The 15,486-nt window shown below is 63.1% G+C and carries 16 protein-coding genes; 11 read left to right on the top strand and 5 right to left on the bottom strand.

The window, feature by feature from the left end; translation table 11 throughout:
- Nucleotides 1-29: 29 nt before the first annotated feature.
- Nucleotides 30-1,247, bottom strand: a complete 1,218-nt coding sequence (locus FDP28_RS11060) for an ROK family transcriptional regulator (RefSeq protein ID WP_144661488.1) — start codon at nucleotides 1,245-1,247, stop codon at nucleotides 30-32.
- 183 nt (nucleotides 1,248-1,430) lie between these two features.
- Here FDP28_RS11060 and FDP28_RS11055 point away from each other — a divergent pair, with 183 nt between their 5' ends.
- The 10 genes from FDP28_RS11055 to FDP28_RS11010 all read left to right on the top strand — a co-directional run bounded on the left by FDP28_RS11055 (nucleotide 1,431) and on the right by FDP28_RS11010 (nucleotide 11,284).
- Nucleotides 1,431-2,171, top strand: a complete 741-nt coding sequence (locus FDP28_RS11055) for a sugar phosphate isomerase/epimerase family protein (protein ID WP_144661487.1) — start codon at nucleotides 1,431-1,433, stop codon at nucleotides 2,169-2,171.
- Nucleotides 2,168-3,310: a Gfo/Idh/MocA family protein gene (locus FDP28_RS11050; RefSeq protein ID WP_144661486.1), complete on the top strand. Its 1,143-nt coding sequence runs from the start codon at nucleotides 2,168-2,170 to the stop codon at nucleotides 3,308-3,310. Before FDP28_RS11055 ends, FDP28_RS11050 begins: the two co-directional genes overlap by 4 nt.
- Nucleotides 3,311-3,374: 64 nt before the next feature.
- Entirely contained in the window at nucleotides 3,375-4,700 is a 1,326-nt protein-coding gene (locus tag FDP28_RS11045) for an ABC transporter substrate-binding protein (RefSeq protein WP_144661485.1), read from the top strand.
- 62 nt (nucleotides 4,701-4,762) lie between these two features.
- Nucleotides 4,763-5,770 carry a carbohydrate ABC transporter permease gene (locus tag FDP28_RS11040; protein ID WP_144661484.1) on the top strand — a complete coding sequence of 336 codons (1,008 nt, stop codon included), beginning with the start codon at nucleotides 4,763-4,765 and terminating at the stop codon, nucleotides 5,768-5,770.
- A complete protein-coding gene (locus tag FDP28_RS11035; protein ID WP_144661483.1) occupies nucleotides 5,763-6,602 on the top strand; it encodes a carbohydrate ABC transporter permease in 840 nt (279 codons plus the stop codon). Before FDP28_RS11040 ends, FDP28_RS11035 begins: the two co-directional genes overlap by 8 nt.
- Nucleotides 6,603-6,662: 60 nt before the next feature.
- On the top strand, nucleotides 6,663-7,865 hold the full coding sequence (locus tag FDP28_RS11030; protein ID WP_144661482.1) for a Gfo/Idh/MocA family protein: 1,203 nt from the start codon (nucleotides 6,663-6,665) through the stop codon (nucleotides 7,863-7,865).
- A 2-nt stretch (nucleotides 7,866-7,867) separates the two neighbouring features.
- Nucleotides 7,868-8,869, top strand: coding sequence for a sugar phosphate isomerase/epimerase family protein (locus FDP28_RS11025; RefSeq protein WP_144661481.1), 1,002 nt, complete (start codon nucleotides 7,868-7,870; stop codon nucleotides 8,867-8,869).
- Nucleotides 8,870-8,879: 10 nt separating this feature from the next.
- Nucleotides 8,880-9,779, top strand: a complete 900-nt coding sequence (locus tag FDP28_RS11020; protein WP_144661480.1) for a TolB family protein — start codon at nucleotides 8,880-8,882, stop codon at nucleotides 9,777-9,779.
- On the top strand, nucleotides 9,769-10,815 hold the full coding sequence (locus FDP28_RS11015) for a Gfo/Idh/MocA family protein (RefSeq protein ID WP_144661479.1): 1,047 nt from the start codon (nucleotides 9,769-9,771) through the stop codon (nucleotides 10,813-10,815). The genes FDP28_RS11020 and FDP28_RS11015 overlap by 11 nt, the downstream gene beginning before the upstream one ends.
- On the top strand, nucleotides 10,808-11,284 hold the full coding sequence (locus FDP28_RS11010; protein WP_144661478.1) for a heme-degrading domain-containing protein: 477 nt from the start codon (nucleotides 10,808-10,810) through the stop codon (nucleotides 11,282-11,284). The genes FDP28_RS11015 and FDP28_RS11010 overlap by 8 nt, the downstream gene beginning before the upstream one ends.
- A 25-nt stretch (nucleotides 11,285-11,309) precedes the next feature.
- Here FDP28_RS11010 and FDP28_RS11005 read toward each other — a convergent pair whose 3' ends face one another.
- On the bottom strand, nucleotides 11,310-11,798 hold the full coding sequence (locus tag FDP28_RS11005; RefSeq protein ID WP_144661477.1) for a nucleotidyl transferase AbiEii/AbiGii toxin family protein: 489 nt from the start codon (nucleotides 11,796-11,798) through the stop codon (nucleotides 11,310-11,312).
- Between the two features lie 51 nt (nucleotides 11,799-11,849).
- Nucleotides 11,850-12,344, bottom strand: coding sequence for a hypothetical protein (locus tag FDP28_RS11000; protein WP_144661476.1), 495 nt, complete (start codon nucleotides 12,342-12,344; stop codon nucleotides 11,850-11,852).
- 173 nt (nucleotides 12,345-12,517) lie between these two features.
- Between FDP28_RS11000 and FDP28_RS10995 the strand changes: the two genes are divergently transcribed.
- Complete coding sequence (locus FDP28_RS10995; RefSeq protein WP_144661475.1) at nucleotides 12,518-13,078, top strand: NADPH-dependent FMN reductase; 561 nt, start codon at nucleotides 12,518-12,520, stop codon at nucleotides 13,076-13,078.
- A gap of 74 nt (nucleotides 13,079-13,152) precedes the next feature.
- Here FDP28_RS10995 and FDP28_RS10990 read toward each other — a convergent pair whose 3' ends face one another.
- Both FDP28_RS10990 and FDP28_RS10985 read right to left on the bottom strand, forming a co-directional pair.
- Entirely contained in the window at nucleotides 13,153-13,821 is a 669-nt protein-coding gene (locus FDP28_RS10990) for a response regulator (RefSeq protein ID WP_144661474.1), read from the bottom strand.
- Nucleotides 13,818-15,416, bottom strand: coding sequence for a sensor histidine kinase (locus FDP28_RS10985; RefSeq protein ID WP_144661473.1), 1,599 nt, complete (start codon nucleotides 15,414-15,416; stop codon nucleotides 13,818-13,820). Before FDP28_RS10985 ends, FDP28_RS10990 begins: the two co-directional genes overlap by 4 nt.
- Nucleotides 15,417-15,486: the final 70 nt, after the last annotated feature.

Here is a 15,486-nt window from a genome sequence, read left to right as displayed (position 1 = left end):
GGCGCGCCCCCACCGGCATCCGTGAAGGCTCACCCCGTGGCTTGCAGCGTGGCCTCGATCACCGCAGGCGAGAGGACATACCGGGTCACCATCTGGCTCGCGCCAAGGATCGCAGAACGCTCGCCCGCCATCGAGATGCCGATGCGAAGGTGCGTGGTGGCCAGCGGGAGCGAACGCCGGTAGACCACCTCACGTATGCCTGCCACCAAGTGCTCGCCGGCCTCGCCCACGCTGCCGCCGATGACAATCATGGACGGGTTCAGCAGGTTGACCACTGTCGCGAGGACATCGCCGACGTCGCGTCCGGCCTGCCGCAGCGCCTGGATGGCCTGCAGGTTTCCCTCGCCTACGAGCCTCAGCACATCGGCGCCGTTGCTGGCTTCCAGCCCTTGCGCCCGGAGTTGGTGCGCGACGGCGGGACCTGAGGCAAGCGCCTCGAGGCAGCCATAGTTGCCGCAGCGGCAAAGGACGTCGTCTCCGCGTGGAACCCGGACGTGGCCGAGGTCGCCGGCGGTGCCGTTGGCGCCACGCTGCAGCTCACCGCTGCTGATGATGCCCGCACCGATGCCGGTGGCGACTTTGATGAAGAGGAAATTGTCGTGGTCGGGCCAGTACGCGGTCCGCTCCCCCAACGCCATGATGTTGACGTCGTTGTCCACCAACACGGGAACAGCCAGCGAGCGCTGGACGTAAGTGACGACGTCGAATCCGTCCCATCCCGGCATGATCGGCGGCTTCACGGGCCGCCCGGTGTCGTGTTCCACAGGGCCCGGAAGTCCGATGCCCATGCCCGCGAGGTCCCCCGGCTCCCGTCCTGCTTCGGCCAGGAGCTCACGGCCCGCGGAGACCACACGGTTCAGGACCACCTCGGGACCGTCGGCTACTTCCTGCTTCAGCCGCCGCTCCGCGAGGACGCTGCCGCCGAGGTCGGTGACGGCAACAATCATGTGGGTCGCTCCGACGTCGACCGCCAGTACCACCCGCGCGGCAGGGTTGAAGGCGAAGCGCGACGGCGGCCTGCCGCCGCTGGAGCTTGCCTCGCCCGCCGGACCGACCAGTCCGGAGTTGATCAGTGCGTCGATGCGGGAGGCAACGGTGGAGCGGGCCAACCCCGTGGTGAGGGCCAGCTCGGCGCGGGTCCGGGCTTGGCCGTCGCGGAGAAGTTGGAAGAGATCACCAGCGCGCGACAGATTGCCGGCCTCTAAGACCGGGGCGTTTCCGGCGTCGTTTGCGGGTGCTGGAGTCATGCACTTAGTGAAGCACGATTGCTTATGCGTGTCATGCAATAAAAGTTTGTCGGCCATATTTCAACTTTTGCTTGACCGCCGTCAAAAGTCCCCCTAGGTTGTGATGAGCAGCACATCACGACCGCAGATGGTGGTTATCACCCCGGCCGATTCCGCACTCACCCACAATGACGAGGAGAGACAGTGTCATATTCGATCCAGCTCTACACGGTCCGAAAGGCCTTGGAAGAGGATCTTGCTGGAACCATCCAGCGTTTGGCAGAAATTGGTTTCACGATGGTGGAGCCGTACCGCTTTGTCGCCAAGGCCGCTGAGCTGAAGCAGGCATTGGCAGAGAACAACCTCACCGCTCCCTCCGGCCACGCTCCGTTGCTGAGCGACGACCAGGACGCAATCTTCGCCGCTGCACAGCAGTTGGGCATCGGCACTGTCATCGACCCGCACGTTCCCATTGAGCGCTGGAACAGCATCGAAGACATCAAGGAAACCGCCAACCAGCTCAACGCAGCCGCCGCCAAGGGTGCGGAGTACGGCGTTCGTGTCGGCTACCACAACCACTGGTGGGAAGTTGAGTCGGTCATTGACGGGAAGACCGCCATCGAGCACCTCGCCGACCATTTGGCACCTGAGGTCGTTCTGGAGCTCGACACCTACTGGGCAGCCGTTGGTGGCCAGAACCCGGCTGAACTCCTGGCACGCCTCGGTGACCGGGTGAAGTTCATCCACATCAAGGACGGCCCCGTCACCTCGGATCCGTCCCAGCAGTTGGCTGTGGGCGACGGCAAGATGCCCATTTGGGAGGTTCTCGACGCGGCCGGTTCGCTCGAGGCAGGCGTCGTCGAGCTTGACGACTTCGAGGGCGACATGTTCGAAGCCGTCCGCGACAGCTACAACTACCTCAGCGCTGGAAAGGTCAACGCATGAGCCACGCAACAGGAGCATCCTTCGGCCCGGTTGGTTCCGGCCCTGTCGGAGTCGGCATCATCGGCGCCGGTGTCATCAGCAAGCAGTACCTGGACAACCTGACCAGCTTTCCGGACGTCAAGGTAGTTGCCATCGGCGACCTGTTCGAAGAAGCCGCTGCCGCCCGCGCCGCCGAATACGGGATTGGGAAGCACGGCGGCGTGGACGCCGTCCTGAATGACCCCGACGTCGAAATCGTCGTCAACCTGACCATTCCGGCCGCGCACGTCGAAGTTGCTACCCAGGCGGTCAACGCCGGAAAGCACGTGTGGAGCGAAAAGCCGTTTTCCCTGGACCGCGAAAGCGGACTTGGTCTGCTCAAGGTCGCTGATGCTGCAGGTGTACGCCTGGGTTGCGCGCCGGACACCTTCCTCGGCGCCGGGCTCCAGACTGCCCGCCGCATGATCGAGCGTGGAGACATCGGCACCCCGCTGACCGCCCTGACGCTCATGCAGTCCCCCGGTCCTGAGTCCTGGCACCCCAACCCCGCGTTCCTCTTCCAGGACGGCGCCGGGCCGCTGTTCGACATCGGCCCGTACTACCTGACCACGCTGGTTCAGACCTTTGGCAGCATCCGCCGGGTTGCCGCTTTCGGTTCGAAGTCCCGCGAGACCCGCGTCATCGGTTCCGGCCCCAAGGCAGGCGAGGTCTTCGACGTCACCGTTCCCACGCACGTCAGCTCCATCCTTGAGTTCGAAAATGGCGAGTCCGCGCAGAGCATCTTCAGCTTCGATTCGCCGCTCAAGCGTGCAGGGTTTGTCGAAATCACGGGAACGGACGCCACCATCGCGCTTCCGGACCCCAACATGTTCGACGGCGACATCAGGATCTGCGCGCTGGGTTCCGACGATTGGACCACCGTTCCGTCAGTGGGCTCAACCGCGAGCCGGGGCGCCGGCGTCCTTGAAATGGCACGCGCCATCCGCGAAGGCCGTCCGCACCGTGCTCAGGGCGAGTTGGCCTTCCACGTCCTGGACACCATGGCATCCATCGCCGAGTCGATCGACAACCGGGCCTTCGTGGATGTCGAAAGCTCCGCTGACAAGGTTCCGGCCCTGCCCGAGGACTGGGACCCCACCGCAGCAACTCTCTCCGCCTGATCAACAGCAAGCACCAGCCCCAATCACCATAGCCCCAGCTCGACGACGAGAAATCGGAGCAATAATGAAGAACCCCCTGAAAGTCCTTTCGGCATTCGCCGCCACTGCCGCCCTGGCCCTGAGCATGAGCGGCTGCGGTGGAGGCGACACTCCACAGGCCTCCAGCGACACCATCACCTACTGGGCCTCCGACCAGGGCAACAGCCTTGACGACACCGCGGCCAAGTTGAAGCCCAGCCTCGACCGCTTCACGGAGAAGACGGGCGTCAAGGTCAAACTGGAAGTTATCGGCTGGACCGACCTCTACAACCGCATCCTTACGGCAGTAACCAGTGGGGACGGTCCCGACGTCTTGAACATCGGCAACACCTGGGCCGTGACGTTGCAGGAAACGGGAGCGTTTGAGCCCGTGGAAGGCGAACTCCTCAACGCCATCGGCGGCAAGGACCGCTTCCTGCAGACCAGCTGGTCAACCGGTGGCGCCGAAGGCAAGACGCCGACGTCGATCCCCCTGTACGGCTTGGCCTACAACCTGTACTACAACACCAAGATGTTCAAGGAAGCCGGCATCGAAAAGGCGCCGGTCACCTGGGACGAGTTCGTGGCCGACGCCAAGAAGTTGACCAAGGACGTCGACGGCGACGGCAAGCCGGACCAGTGGGGCTTCACCGCAGCCGGAGCTTCGGTTTCGGCCAACTCGCACCAGGCGTTCGTCCGGGGCCTCCAGAACGGTGGCACGCTCTTCGACAAGGACGGCAAGCCGACGTTCGACAGCGACCCACAGGTCCAGGGCGTCAAGCAGTTCGTTGACCTGATGGCTGTTGACAAGGTGATGTCGCCCTCCGACGCCGAGCTCAGCCAGGGCAGCCAGAAGGTGGACAACCTCATCAACGGCAAGGCAGCCATGATGTTTGACCAGAGCCCCCTGAAGAACTTCGCAGCACGTGACTTCAAGGACTGGGGCGTAGCCGCTGTCCCGATGATGACCGCTGACGCAACGGGCGACCGCGCCACCCAGAGCCACGTGGCCGGTATCAACCTGAGCGTGTTCAAGAACAGCAAGAACAAGGCAAACGCCATCAAGCTCGCTGCCTTCCTGACAAGTGACGAGGAGCAGGTAGCCCTGAACAAGGCCTACTCCTCCCTGCCTGTGGTCAGCGCCGCATCCAAGGACGCTGCCTTCCAGACCGAAGAGGTCAAGGCCAAGAACGAAGCCTTGTCCAACCACTCCCTGCCGATGCCGCTGATCGCCAAAGAAGGTCAGATGGAGACCCTGACGGGTACCGCGATCAAGAACCTCTTTGCCAAGGCAGCAACCGGAACTGTTTCCGAAGACGACATCAAGGCGGCTCTCAAGGACGCCAATAACCAGATGGCCGCGGCCCAGTAACCATGCCCTGAGGGTGGAGGCGCCACAGCTTGTGGCGCCTCCACTCCGGCAAAGGAGTTTCCATGTCACATTCAGCGCTGGACAGCGGAAAAGCCGCTGCGGGCAGCACAACGGCCGCCCATCCTGAGCCCGACGGGCCCACCCCTTCGACGCCGATCCGCAAACGGCGCCGGTCCTTCCTTCCCTACGGCCTGATTGCTCCGGCCGCCATCCTCGAACTCCTCATCCACATCGGCCCCATGCTCCTGGGTGTGTGGATCGCGTTCATTTCCCTGACGCAGCTCAATCTCACCAACTGGCTCAACGCGCCGTTCGTGGGCCTGCAGAACTTCATCAACGGCCTCAACCCGGAGAGCACCATCGGGCAGGCCTTCTTCAGCACAGTTGGCCGTACCCTCCTCTACACCATCCTCGTAGTGGGCTTCTCATGGGTACTCGGTATGGCCGGCGCCGTCTTCCTTTCCTCGAACTTCAAGGGCCGCGCCCTTCTGCGGACCTTCTTCCTGGTTCCGTACGCGCTTCCTGCTTACGTCGGAACCATTGCGTGGGCCTTCATGTTCAACCAGCGCGACGGCGCGGTGAACCAGATCCTGGTGGACACCCTCCATCTCTTCGGTGACCACCGCCCCTTCTGGCTCCTTGGCGAGAACTCGTTCGGAGCCATGGTGGTAGTCAATGTCTGGCAGCTGTGGCCCTTCGCCTTCCTCATGCTGATGGCGGCACTGCAAAATGTTCCGAACGATGTCTACGAGGCAGCAGCCATTGACGGCGCCACCCTCTGGCAGCAGTTCCGGACCATTACCCTGCCCATGGTCCGCCCGGCCAACGGAGTGCTGTTGATGGTGATGTCCCTCTGGACGTTCAACCAGTTCAACATTCCCTTCGTCCTGTTTGGTGCCACTTCCCCTAAGGAAGCCACCCTCATATCCCCCTTGATCTACCAAAACTCGTTTGGCAGCTGGAACTTCGGCCTCGGCGGAGCAATGAGTGTCCTCCTGCTGATCGCCCTCTTCATCGCTTCTGTCTTCTACATCCGCATGGTGCTGCCAAAGGGAGCCGACAATGATTGAGACCCGCAACTTCCGGATCCTGAGGAACGTGGTCCTGACCATCCTCTCCCTCTGGGTCGCAATACCGCTCTTCGTGGTCGTTTCAACGTCCATCAAACCGCTGAAGGATGTCGCCGGGCTGTTCCAGTGGATTCCGCGCGAGATCACCCTTGCTCCGTACTTTGATATCTGGACCACGGTGCCGCTGGCGAAGTACTTCCAGAACAGCCTCATCATCACCGTTGCTGCCACGGCGTGCTCCGTCACCGTCGCGGTGCTGGCCGCGTACGCGATCGCAAGGTTGCCGTTCAAGGGCAAGCGCGCCTTCAGCCTCACGGTCCTGTCCACCCAGATGTTCCCGGGCATCCTGTTCCTGTTGCCGCTCTACCTGATCTTCACCCAGATCCGGAACATCACCGGCCTTCAGCTCCAGGGTTCCTACCTCGGCTTGATCATCACGTACATGACGTTCACCTTGCCGTTCGCCATCTGGATGCTGAGCGGGTACTTCGCTTCCATCCCCAAGGAGTTGGAGGAAGCCTCCATGATCGACGGCACGGGCCGCATGGGCGCACTCTTCCGCGTCATCCTCCCGGTCGCCAAGCCGGGCATCATCGCTGTGGCCGTCTACTCATTCATCTCGGCGTGGGGTGAAGTGCTGTTCGCCTCGGTCCTTACCAATGAGTCCACCAAGACTCTGTCCCTTGGTTTGAAGGCTTATGCCAGCGAATCGGATGTGTTCTGGAACCAGCTCATGGCCGCCTCCGTGGTGGTCAGCCTGCCGGTCCTCATCGGATTCATCCTGGTCCAGAGGCACCTTGTCGCAGGCCTTTCAGCGGGCGCAGTCAAGTAGCTGCCGAGCACATCACGCCTCCGGGCACTGTCCACCGGACCCTTATTTAGGAGCATCACAATGAACACGGCGCAGACGCCCGCACTGTCGAAGGACAGCACCGACCGCCCCCTCGGCGTGGCCGCCATCGGTTACGCCTTCATGGGGAAGGCCCACTCGAATGCGTGGCGGAACGTGGCCAGTTTCTTCGACGTCCCGGCCTTCGAACAGAAAGTGCTGGTGGGCCGGGACGCCACCCAGGTGGCCGAAGCCGCCGCCAAGTACGGATGGGCCGAATCGGCCACAGACTGGCGTGAAGTCATCGAGCGCGAGGACATCGACATCATCGACATTTGCGCACCCGGTTGGATGCACGCCGAGATCGCCATCGCCGCCCTTGAGGCCGGCAAACATGTCCTGGTGGAGAAGCCGCTGGCCAACACACTGGGTGAAGCCGAACTCATGACCGCCGCCGCGGCGAAAGCCCGCAAGCGTGGTGTCCAGTCCATGATCGGCTTCAACTACCGCCGCGTGCCCGCCCTTGCCCTGGCCCGCGAATTGATTGCCGAGGGCCGCCTCGGCACCGTCCGCCATATCCGCGCCGCCTACCTTCAGGACTGGCTCTCGGATGCCGGGTCCCCCATGACTTGGCGGCTCCGGAAGGAAACCGCAGGCTCGGGCGCGCTCGGCGACATCGCCTCGCACGCCATCGACCAGGTCCTCTACCTCCTCGGCGATGCCGTCACCGAGGTCTCCGGCCGCCTGCAGACCTTCGTAGACCGCCGCCCCGGCGACGCGGGGATGGAAGAAGTAACGGTCGACGACGCCGCTTGGGCCACGTTGACCCTCGCCTCCGGAGCAATCGCCTCAGTGGAAGTCAGCCGCGTGGCCACCGGCAGGAAAAACTCCCTCACCCTCGAGATCTACGGCGACAAGGGCACCATCCTCTTCGACCTCGAGGCGTTGAACGAGCTCGGCTTCCTGGACTCGACAGTTCCGGTGCGGGAGCAGGGCTTCCGCCGGATCCTGGTCAACGAGCCCGGGCACCCGTACCTTGAAGCATGGTGGCCTCAAGGGCACATCATCGGCTGGGAACACACGTTCACGCACCAAATCCGGGACTTCCTGACCGCCATCCGCGACGGAAGCCAGCCGTCGCCGTCGTTCGAGGAGGGCCTGAACGTCCAGCACATCCTGGCCGCCGTCGAAGAGTCGGCGGCCGCCAAAAGCTCACTGATCCAACTATCCCCCAAGCCAATCAACACCCCTATCGAAGGAGCCTGACCATGCCCCGCCCGTACACCCTGTTCACCGGCCAGTGGGCCGACCTCCCGTTCGAGGAAGTCGCCAAGCTCGCCTCGGGCTGGGGCTACGACGGCCTGGAAATCGCCGTTTCCGGAGACCACCTCGACGCCTGGCGCTGGGATGAGCCCGGCTACGTCGAGTCCAAACTTGCCGTTTTGGAGAAGTACAACCTCAAGGTCTGGGCGATCTCCAACCACCTCAAGGGCCAAGCCGTCTGTGATGACCCGATCGACTTCCGCCATGAAGCAATCGTCGGTTCCAAAGTGTGGGGCGACGGCGACCCCGAAGGCGTCCGCCAGCGTGCCGCCGAGGAAATGCAGCACACTGCCCGCCTTGCCAAGGCGCTCGGCGTGGACACCGTTGTCGGATTCACCGGTTCCTCGATCTGGCAGTACGTGGCCATGTTCCCGCCGGTCCCCGAGAAGGTCATCGAAGCCGGCTACCAGGACTTCGCCGACCGCTGGAACCCCATCCTGGACGTCTTCGACGAATGCGGAGTCCGCTTCGCCCATGAAGTCCACCCGAGCGAGATTGCCTACGACTACTGGACCACCGTTCGCACGCTCGAGGCGATCGGCCACCGCGAAGCCTTCGGCCTGAACTGGGACCCGTCCCACATGATGTGGCAGGGCATCGATCCCGTCTCCTTCATTTGGGACTTCAAGGACCGGATCTACCACGTGGACTGCAAGGACACCAAGGTCCGGCAAACCGGCCGGAACACGGTCCTCGGTTCGCACCTGGCCTGGGGCGACCCCCGCCGCGGCTGGGACTTCGTCTCCGCCGGACGCGGCGACGTGCCCTGGGAAGCCTCCTTCCGCGCCCTGACCGCCATCGGCTACGACGGACCCATCAGCATCGAATGGGAAGACGCCGGCATGGACCGCCTCCACGGCGCCCCCGAAGCCCTCGCCGCGCTGAAGAAGTTCGACTTCCCGGCGTCGCAAACCTCCTTCGACGCCGCCTTCAGCAGCAAAGACTAAGGACACACACGTGATCCGCACCTTGCAAACGGGACAACGCTGTGAGGTGCGGATCGCGTCGGTCTCCAGCCGCAGCGAACTCCTTTACAGCACCGGGGACATCCTCCTTGAAGCCCCCAACTGGACCCTGGACGGTCAGTCCCTGATCCTGAACGGGGACGGAAAGCTCTGGAAGTTGGACGCGCATTCCGCCGAGTTGACGGAAATCCCGCTCACGGGCATCCCGGACCTCAACAATGACCACGTCCTCGATCCCGGTGGCGACGACATCTTCCTCTCCGCCAACGACGGCCACATCTACCGCGCCCCCTTGGCCGGCGGCAGGGCGGAGCGCATCACCAAGGACGACGGCGCCTTCCACTTCCTCCACGGCGTAAGCCCCGACGGCAAAGAACTCGCCTACGTGGGCATCGAAGCAGGCGACTTTTCGAAGCCCGGTCGCCTCATGGTCATGGCGTCCGACGGCGGTGCTGGCGCCCCCATCGACGTCGGTCCCGGCCACTGCGACGGGCCGGAGTACTCTCCCGACGGTGCTTGGCTGTACCTGAACACTGAATCCTTCAGCACGGCCAAGGGCCACGCACAACTCGCCCGGATCCGCCCGGACGGCAGCGGTTTCGAGCAGCTGCTCCAGTCCGGGTCAGTTGACTGGTTCCCCCATGTTTCCCCCGACGGCCGCTATGCCAGTTACCTCCGGTTCCCCCGCGGGACCGTAGGCCACCCCGCTGACTTGCCTGTCGACGTCGTGCTTGTTTCGACCGAAAACTGGGCCGCCCCGCTCAGGACGTGGCCACTTTCCGGCGGTCAGGGTACCCTCAACGTCAACAGCTGGTCGCCGGATTCCGCGTGCTTTGCGTTTGTGGCGTACCCCGTTACCGATCCGGCAAAGGACCTACCACGTGACGCTTAGCAATGGGACATCCGAGGGCACCATCCGTTGGGGAATCCTCGGCACCGGATTCATCGCCGGACTGCAAACGCGGGACCTGAAGGACAACGGCTTCACCGTGCAGGCCGTTGGTTCGCGTTCCTTGGACACCAGCCGGGCCTTCGCGGAAGAGCACGCGGTGGCAACGGCGCACGGCAGCTATGAAGAGCTGGTGGCGGATCCCCTGGTGGACGTGGTCTACGTCGCCACGCCGCACCCCATGCACCACGCGAATGCCCTGCTGGCACTGAACGCGGGCAAGCACGTGCTGGTGGAGAAATCGTTCACGATGAACGCCCGCGAAGCACAGGAAATCGTTGACCTCGCCGCTTCCAAAGGGCTCGTCGCGTTGGAAGCCATGTGGACGCGTTTCCTTCCCCACATGGTCAGGATCCGCGAAATCATCGCCGCCGGAACCATCGGCGAGGTCCGGAAAGTCATCGCCAGCCACAACCAGAGCCTGCCCAAGGATCCTGCACACCGCCTCAACGATCCCGCCCTAGGCGGCGGCGCGTTGCTGGACCTTGGCATCTACCCCATCTCCTTCGCGTTCGACATCCTCGGCGCTCCGTCCGCCATCCACGCCAGCGCGTCCATGACTGCTACCGGCGTCGACCGCCAAACGGCGGCGATTTTCGATTACGACGGCGGTGCGCAGGCATTGGTGGATTGCGAACTGGACGCGGCCAGCGCCAACCGCGCCTTGGTGATCGGCACCGAGGGGTGGATCGACATCGAGCACACCTGGTACAACCCCGTTCCGTTCACGGTTCACGCGGTGGATGGCAGCGTTGTGGAGCGGTACGACCAGCCAGTGAACAGCCGGGGAATGCAATACCAAGCCGCGGAATTGGAACGACTGGTCCGTGAAGGTTCCACTGCCGGAACCATCTTGCCCCCGGACGAGAGCGTGGCCATCATGGCAGCCATGGATGAAATAAGGCGACAGATCGGGCTGCGCTACGAGGCGGACGCTGTCGCGGAAGACTCTGTCCGGTCGGGAGACGACAATGACTGAATCCCCGCGCCTCACCGAACTCCGCCGGCAGGAAGAAGAGCTGGTCTTCGCTTCGTTTGACCATCATGACGCTTGGCGCCTCGGTTCGTTGATCACCAACCATGCCATCGCTTCGGAGTTTGGTGTGGCCATCGACATCCGCCGGCACAACATCGTGCTCTTCCGCTGCGTGCTGCCCGGGGCCACGTCCGACCAGGAAGAGTGGATCCGCCGGAAATCCGCTTCGGTGCTGCGTTTTGAGCACAGCACCGCTTTGCTTTCCGAGGAATTCGCTGCCCGGGGCCACAGCCCGGTGGGCGGAGGTTGGCTGGCGCACGAGGACTACACGTTGGCGGGTGGATCCTTCCCTCTCCGCGTCCGTGGTGCAGGTGTGATCGGGGCCGTGACGGTGTCCGGTCTGAGCTCCGACGAGGATCATCAGCTCGTGGTGGACGGGATCCGGAACTACCTGAAGACGGTTGGGGTTTAAGACGGGCTTCCGTCGACCATATTGATCACTCGACAACCGTCGTGGAAGCGTGTTGGCCTATGGTTTTTGCGAAGCCTGTAAGCGTCTGATCCAGTTGTGGAAGCTCAGCTTCGGGAAGCCCGTACTTAATAAAGTCTGTGGGGGCGAGTATGCGGTGGCCGGTCATGGCCGCAGCGAGCATTTCAAGGTCCAGGTGCGGGTCTCGGCGCTGGCACAGCGAAATCAGCTGCTGCGGGGTGAAGCGTTTGCTGCTGAGGATGGAGTAGGCATCAAGGTAGTCACGGGCGTAGCCGCGTGAGTAGACGGTGAGCAACTTCGAAGCCACCGAGTCCTCCAGTGACATGACCGGCCCAATGTCCACGATTGCGGGTTTGTTCTCCCACCAGTCCAGTCCTAGATCAATCACAACGGCCGTTTGCAACTTGGTCACGGTAAGGCTGGCGAACTCCTCGTATTGGCGGGTGACCTCTACCGAGTACCCCGCCTCCTCAAGCGCATGCGTGATCTTGTCCACCAGCGAGGATGAACCCCTCGGCGTCAAGAACGGACAGGGCTAGCTCTGTTGCTACGCGTTGAGCGTCGTCCATGCGGGATGTTCCTTGCTTTCGCGATGCCTGGGCAGTTGGGCAAAGGCGTCATTCCATAGCTGACGGCAACGTTCCGGGAGACGTATGGAGGGCCACAAACTGACCAGTCTGCCAGCGTTAATGATCTCTGCCATCTCCTCCGTGGACCCTGAGTTCTGCAGCGTCAGTTGGTAGAGGGACCTGCAGCTCGCATCATCGGCGACGTCGTAGCGACGCTCAGGTCCCCAGTCCAGATGGATTGGCAGTTCGATTGTGCCTGATGCTGGGCCTTTGAGGTCTTCCAGGGATTCAGGGACGAGGTAGACAAGGGAATCGGCGATTGTGTGCCTGATTTCTGGTCCGTTTATGTATTCGCGGAGCCCGGCACGCACGCGTTCAGCTACGGTGGTGCCTTCCCTGGCCGCCTTCGCGTGTGCCTGGTTCCATAGCTCGTCCTCAATACGGACGGAGCGTCTGGGCGTGCCCGCCGACATAGTGATCTCCCTTCCAAGGAGTGCTCAGGTCCCATTCTACAGGGGTGTCATGACACTCGTTCGGGGGTCAAGGAGTCGCACTTCGCCTGTGCGAGGTTGCGCGATTGAACGCGGTTGGCCCTCGCTGCCACTGTGATCGCCGACAAGATCGTCTGTACGGATAGTCTTGGCTGATGGGGAGCATTCTTATGATCAGCGGCAGCGTCCGCGATGGTTCGGTGAACTCGGCGGTGATTGCGACAGCGGCCGAATTGTTGCCATACGGCACGACTGCGGTTGTGTATGACGCCATCGGGGACCTTCCGCACTTTAACCCTGACTCGGATCGGGACCCTTTGCCCCGTTACGTTTCGGAGCTGCGACGTCAGATTGAGGAGTCGTCCGCATTGTTTTTCAGCACTCCTGAGTACGCCGGTGCCATGCCGGGCGCGTTAAAGAACCTGTTGGAGTGGACCGTCGGCGGCGCGGAAACTTCAGGAAAACCCGTCGGCTGGATCAACCCCTCTTCAACGTTCACCCACGCCGCGGGCACATATGCCTCCTTGCGGACCGTGCTGGACTACACCGGCGCGAACGTTGTCGAACAGGCTTGCGTCGACATCCCTGTGCCACGGGCACTCATCGGCAAGGACGGAATCGTGCACGACGAGGAAGTCCGCTCGACGATCTCTCGAACGATGCGGGCACTCATAGGGGCCATCGAAAGTGGCAAACCGCATGATCCGCTGCGATAGATGGCGGTGCTTTCACGGCGCTGTTTGGCGCGACAGCTGAAGCCTGCTGGGGTCCGTCTGCCAGCGCCAGCGGGTCACCGCCCCTTGAGCACGTACCGCCTCTCAGGACGCCCGACGCCGTACTTGAGTCTCACGTCCAGCGCACCTTCGTCATGGAGGTACTCAAGGTAGCGGCGGGCACTGACCCTGGAGGTACCCAACTGTTCGGCGACCTCCGCTGCGGAGAGGTCACCCGGCGCTGATTTCAACGCGGACTCAACAAGCTCCAGTGTCTCGACGCTGCAGCCTTTGGGCAGCGAACGCTCGGACACACTGAGCCCGAAGACCCTGTTCACGTCGGATTGTTCAGCCTCGACCTTGGAAGCATCCAGCCCCTGGTAGGCACTGAGGTAGTGCTCCAACCGTTCCTGGAGATCGGATTGGGAGAACGGCTTGATCAGGTAGTGGACAATGCCGCCGCGAAGGGCTTTGCGCACCGTCTCTACCTCGCGGGCAGCACTGATCACCAACACGTCCAGGTCCGGGGCGACGTCGCGCAGCTGATGCATGAGGTCCAGCCCGTTGACGTCCGGGAGATGGATATCCAGCAGCACAAGATCGGGCTGCAGCCGCTGTGTTTCCGCCAATGCCTGGGCACCTGTATGGGCAACGCCCACCACCCCGAACCCGGGGCTCCGCTGGATGAAGCCGGCATGAACCTTGGCCACCATGAAGTCGTCATCGACAATCAGGACCTTGATCACTGTCGTATTGCCCCTTTGTTCATTTCGGTACTGTTCTTGCTGAATCGGGCGGTGAACACCGCACCCGGGTCGTTTGCCACTGTCAGGTCGCCACCGCTGCGCCGGCAGATAACCCGTGACAGCGCAAGGCCAAAGCCCCTGGCATCTCCAGGTCCCGGTTCCTTGGTGGAATAGCCCTGCTGGAAGATAGCCTCAGCAGATTCAGAAGGCACTCCGGGCCCGTTGTCCTGTACGGTCACCACCACGTCGTCGGGCGAGTCGACCACCAGCACGCGGACCGATGCCCCCGGAAGGCCGGTGACGGCGTCGAACGCGTTATCCACCAGGTTGCCGACCACTGTGGTGATGTCCCGCGAAAGTTCGTCCTCAACGCGCGGAAGCGCGGACTGCGGCTCCAGCTTCAGCTCGGCGCCGCGTTCAGTGGCCAGGCTGGCCTTCGCGATCAGCAGGGCGGCGAGCGCCGGGTCCTCGATCCGGCGGGTCACGTCGTCGTTGAGCCGGGTGCGTTCCACGGTGGCACCGTTGACGAACTGCACCACGGAATCGTATTCGCCGATCTGGATCAAGCCGGAAATGACGTGAAGTTGGTTGGCGAACTCGTGGGCCTGCGCACGCAAGGTGTCGGTGACTGTGCGTGTGGCACCGAGTTCGCTCTCCAGGGAGGACAACTCGGTGCGGTCCCTCAGGGTGGTCACCGAGCCGATGTCCCGCCCGTGGGAATGGAGGGCCACGCGGTTCATCACCACCAGCCGTTCGCCGACCAGCACCAGCTGGTCAGGATCCGACTGTTCCCGGGTCAGCACCACCTTCAGTGCCGGGTCCACCGGCAGGGTGCGGAGCTTCTTACCCACGCAGTCATCGGGCAAACCAAGCAATTGGCGGGCACTTTGGTTGGCAACGGTGATCCGTTCGTGGGGATCCAATGCCACCACGCCTTCTTTCAGGCCCTGCAGCATGGCTTCCCGGTTCTCCACGAGCCCGGTGATTTCGCGGGGTTCCATGCCGAGGGTCTGCCGTTTCACCCTTCGGGACAGGAGCAGGGAACCCGCTACTCCCAGGATGCTGGCCACGCCGAGGTAGGTGAGGAGGTTGGGTACGGCGTCGCCTAGCCTTTCCAAGGTGGAGGGGTAGTTGCGGCTGATGGACGCAATGCCGATCACTTCTCCGGCGTCGTCAATCACGGGGACATGGGCGGAGAGGACTTCCCCGGTGCTTCCCTTGAGGACACCCGTCCAGGCCCGTCCTTCCATCACCCTGCTTTCACCTAGCGGCAAGGGCCGGCCAATCAAGCCAGGGTCCGAGGCCGTGATCACGGTGCCGTCCATTTTGGCGAGGGCCACGTGGGCTGATCCGGAGACCGTCCTGACAGACTCCGCGACGGCCGGGAGCGCCGAACCGCCGCGCGGCTCGGCGGTGGGGAGCAAGGCGCGTACCGTGGGGTTGTTGCCCAGGGCCTCGGCAGCGGACAGTGCCCGGCGCCCCTCGGTTCTTTCAAAAGCGGCGGCAGACTGTGCCAGCGAGATGGCCACCACCGCCACCAGGACGGCAAGGACAATCAGCAACTGCAGCACAAGGTACTGCCCGGCAAGGGACATGCCTCTTCTTCGAGCCAGTCGAGTCACTGAAAATTCCTTTGGTGGTGCCAGAGAGTGGAGCATGTTGGGG

It is taken from the genome of Paenarthrobacter nicotinovorans (assembly GCF_007670255.1).
GTDB lineage: Bacteria > Actinomycetota > Actinomycetes > Actinomycetales > Micrococcaceae > Arthrobacter > Arthrobacter nicotinovorans_B.
Note: the sequence above shows the minus strand (reverse complement) of the source record. Positions and strands in the feature narration are given on the sequence as shown.

Coding starts and splice junctions, on each gene's coding strand:
- FDP28_RS11060 (WP_144661488.1), bottom strand. CDS start 1,247: ATGACTCCAGCACCCGCAAACGACGCCGGAAACGCCCCGGTCTTAGAG.
- FDP28_RS11050 (WP_144661486.1), top strand. CDS start 2,168: ATGAGCCACGCAACAGGAGCATCCTTCGGCCCGGTTGGTTCCGGCCCT.
- FDP28_RS11045 (WP_144661485.1), top strand. CDS start 3,375: ATGAAGAACCCCCTGAAAGTCCTTTCGGCATTCGCCGCCACTGCCGCC.
- FDP28_RS11040 (WP_144661484.1), top strand. CDS start 4,763: ATGTCACATTCAGCGCTGGACAGCGGAAAAGCCGCTGCGGGCAGCACA.
- FDP28_RS11035 (WP_144661483.1), top strand. CDS start 5,763: ATGATTGAGACCCGCAACTTCCGGATCCTGAGGAACGTGGTCCTGACC.
- FDP28_RS11030 (WP_144661482.1), top strand. CDS start 6,663: ATGAACACGGCGCAGACGCCCGCACTGTCGAAGGACAGCACCGACCGC.
- FDP28_RS11025 (WP_144661481.1), top strand. CDS start 7,868: ATGCCCCGCCCGTACACCCTGTTCACCGGCCAGTGGGCCGACCTCCCG.
- FDP28_RS11010 (WP_144661478.1), top strand. CDS start 10,808: ATGACTGAATCCCCGCGCCTCACCGAACTCCGCCGGCAGGAAGAAGAG.
- FDP28_RS11000 (WP_144661476.1), bottom strand. CDS start 12,344: ATGTCGGCGGGCACGCCCAGACGCTCCGTCCGTATTGAGGACGAGCTA.
- FDP28_RS10995 (WP_144661475.1), top strand. CDS start 12,518: ATGGGGAGCATTCTTATGATCAGCGGCAGCGTCCGCGATGGTTCGGTG.
- FDP28_RS10985 (WP_144661473.1), bottom strand. CDS start 15,416: ATGTCCCTTGCCGGGCAGTACCTTGTGCTGCAGTTGCTGATTGTCCTT.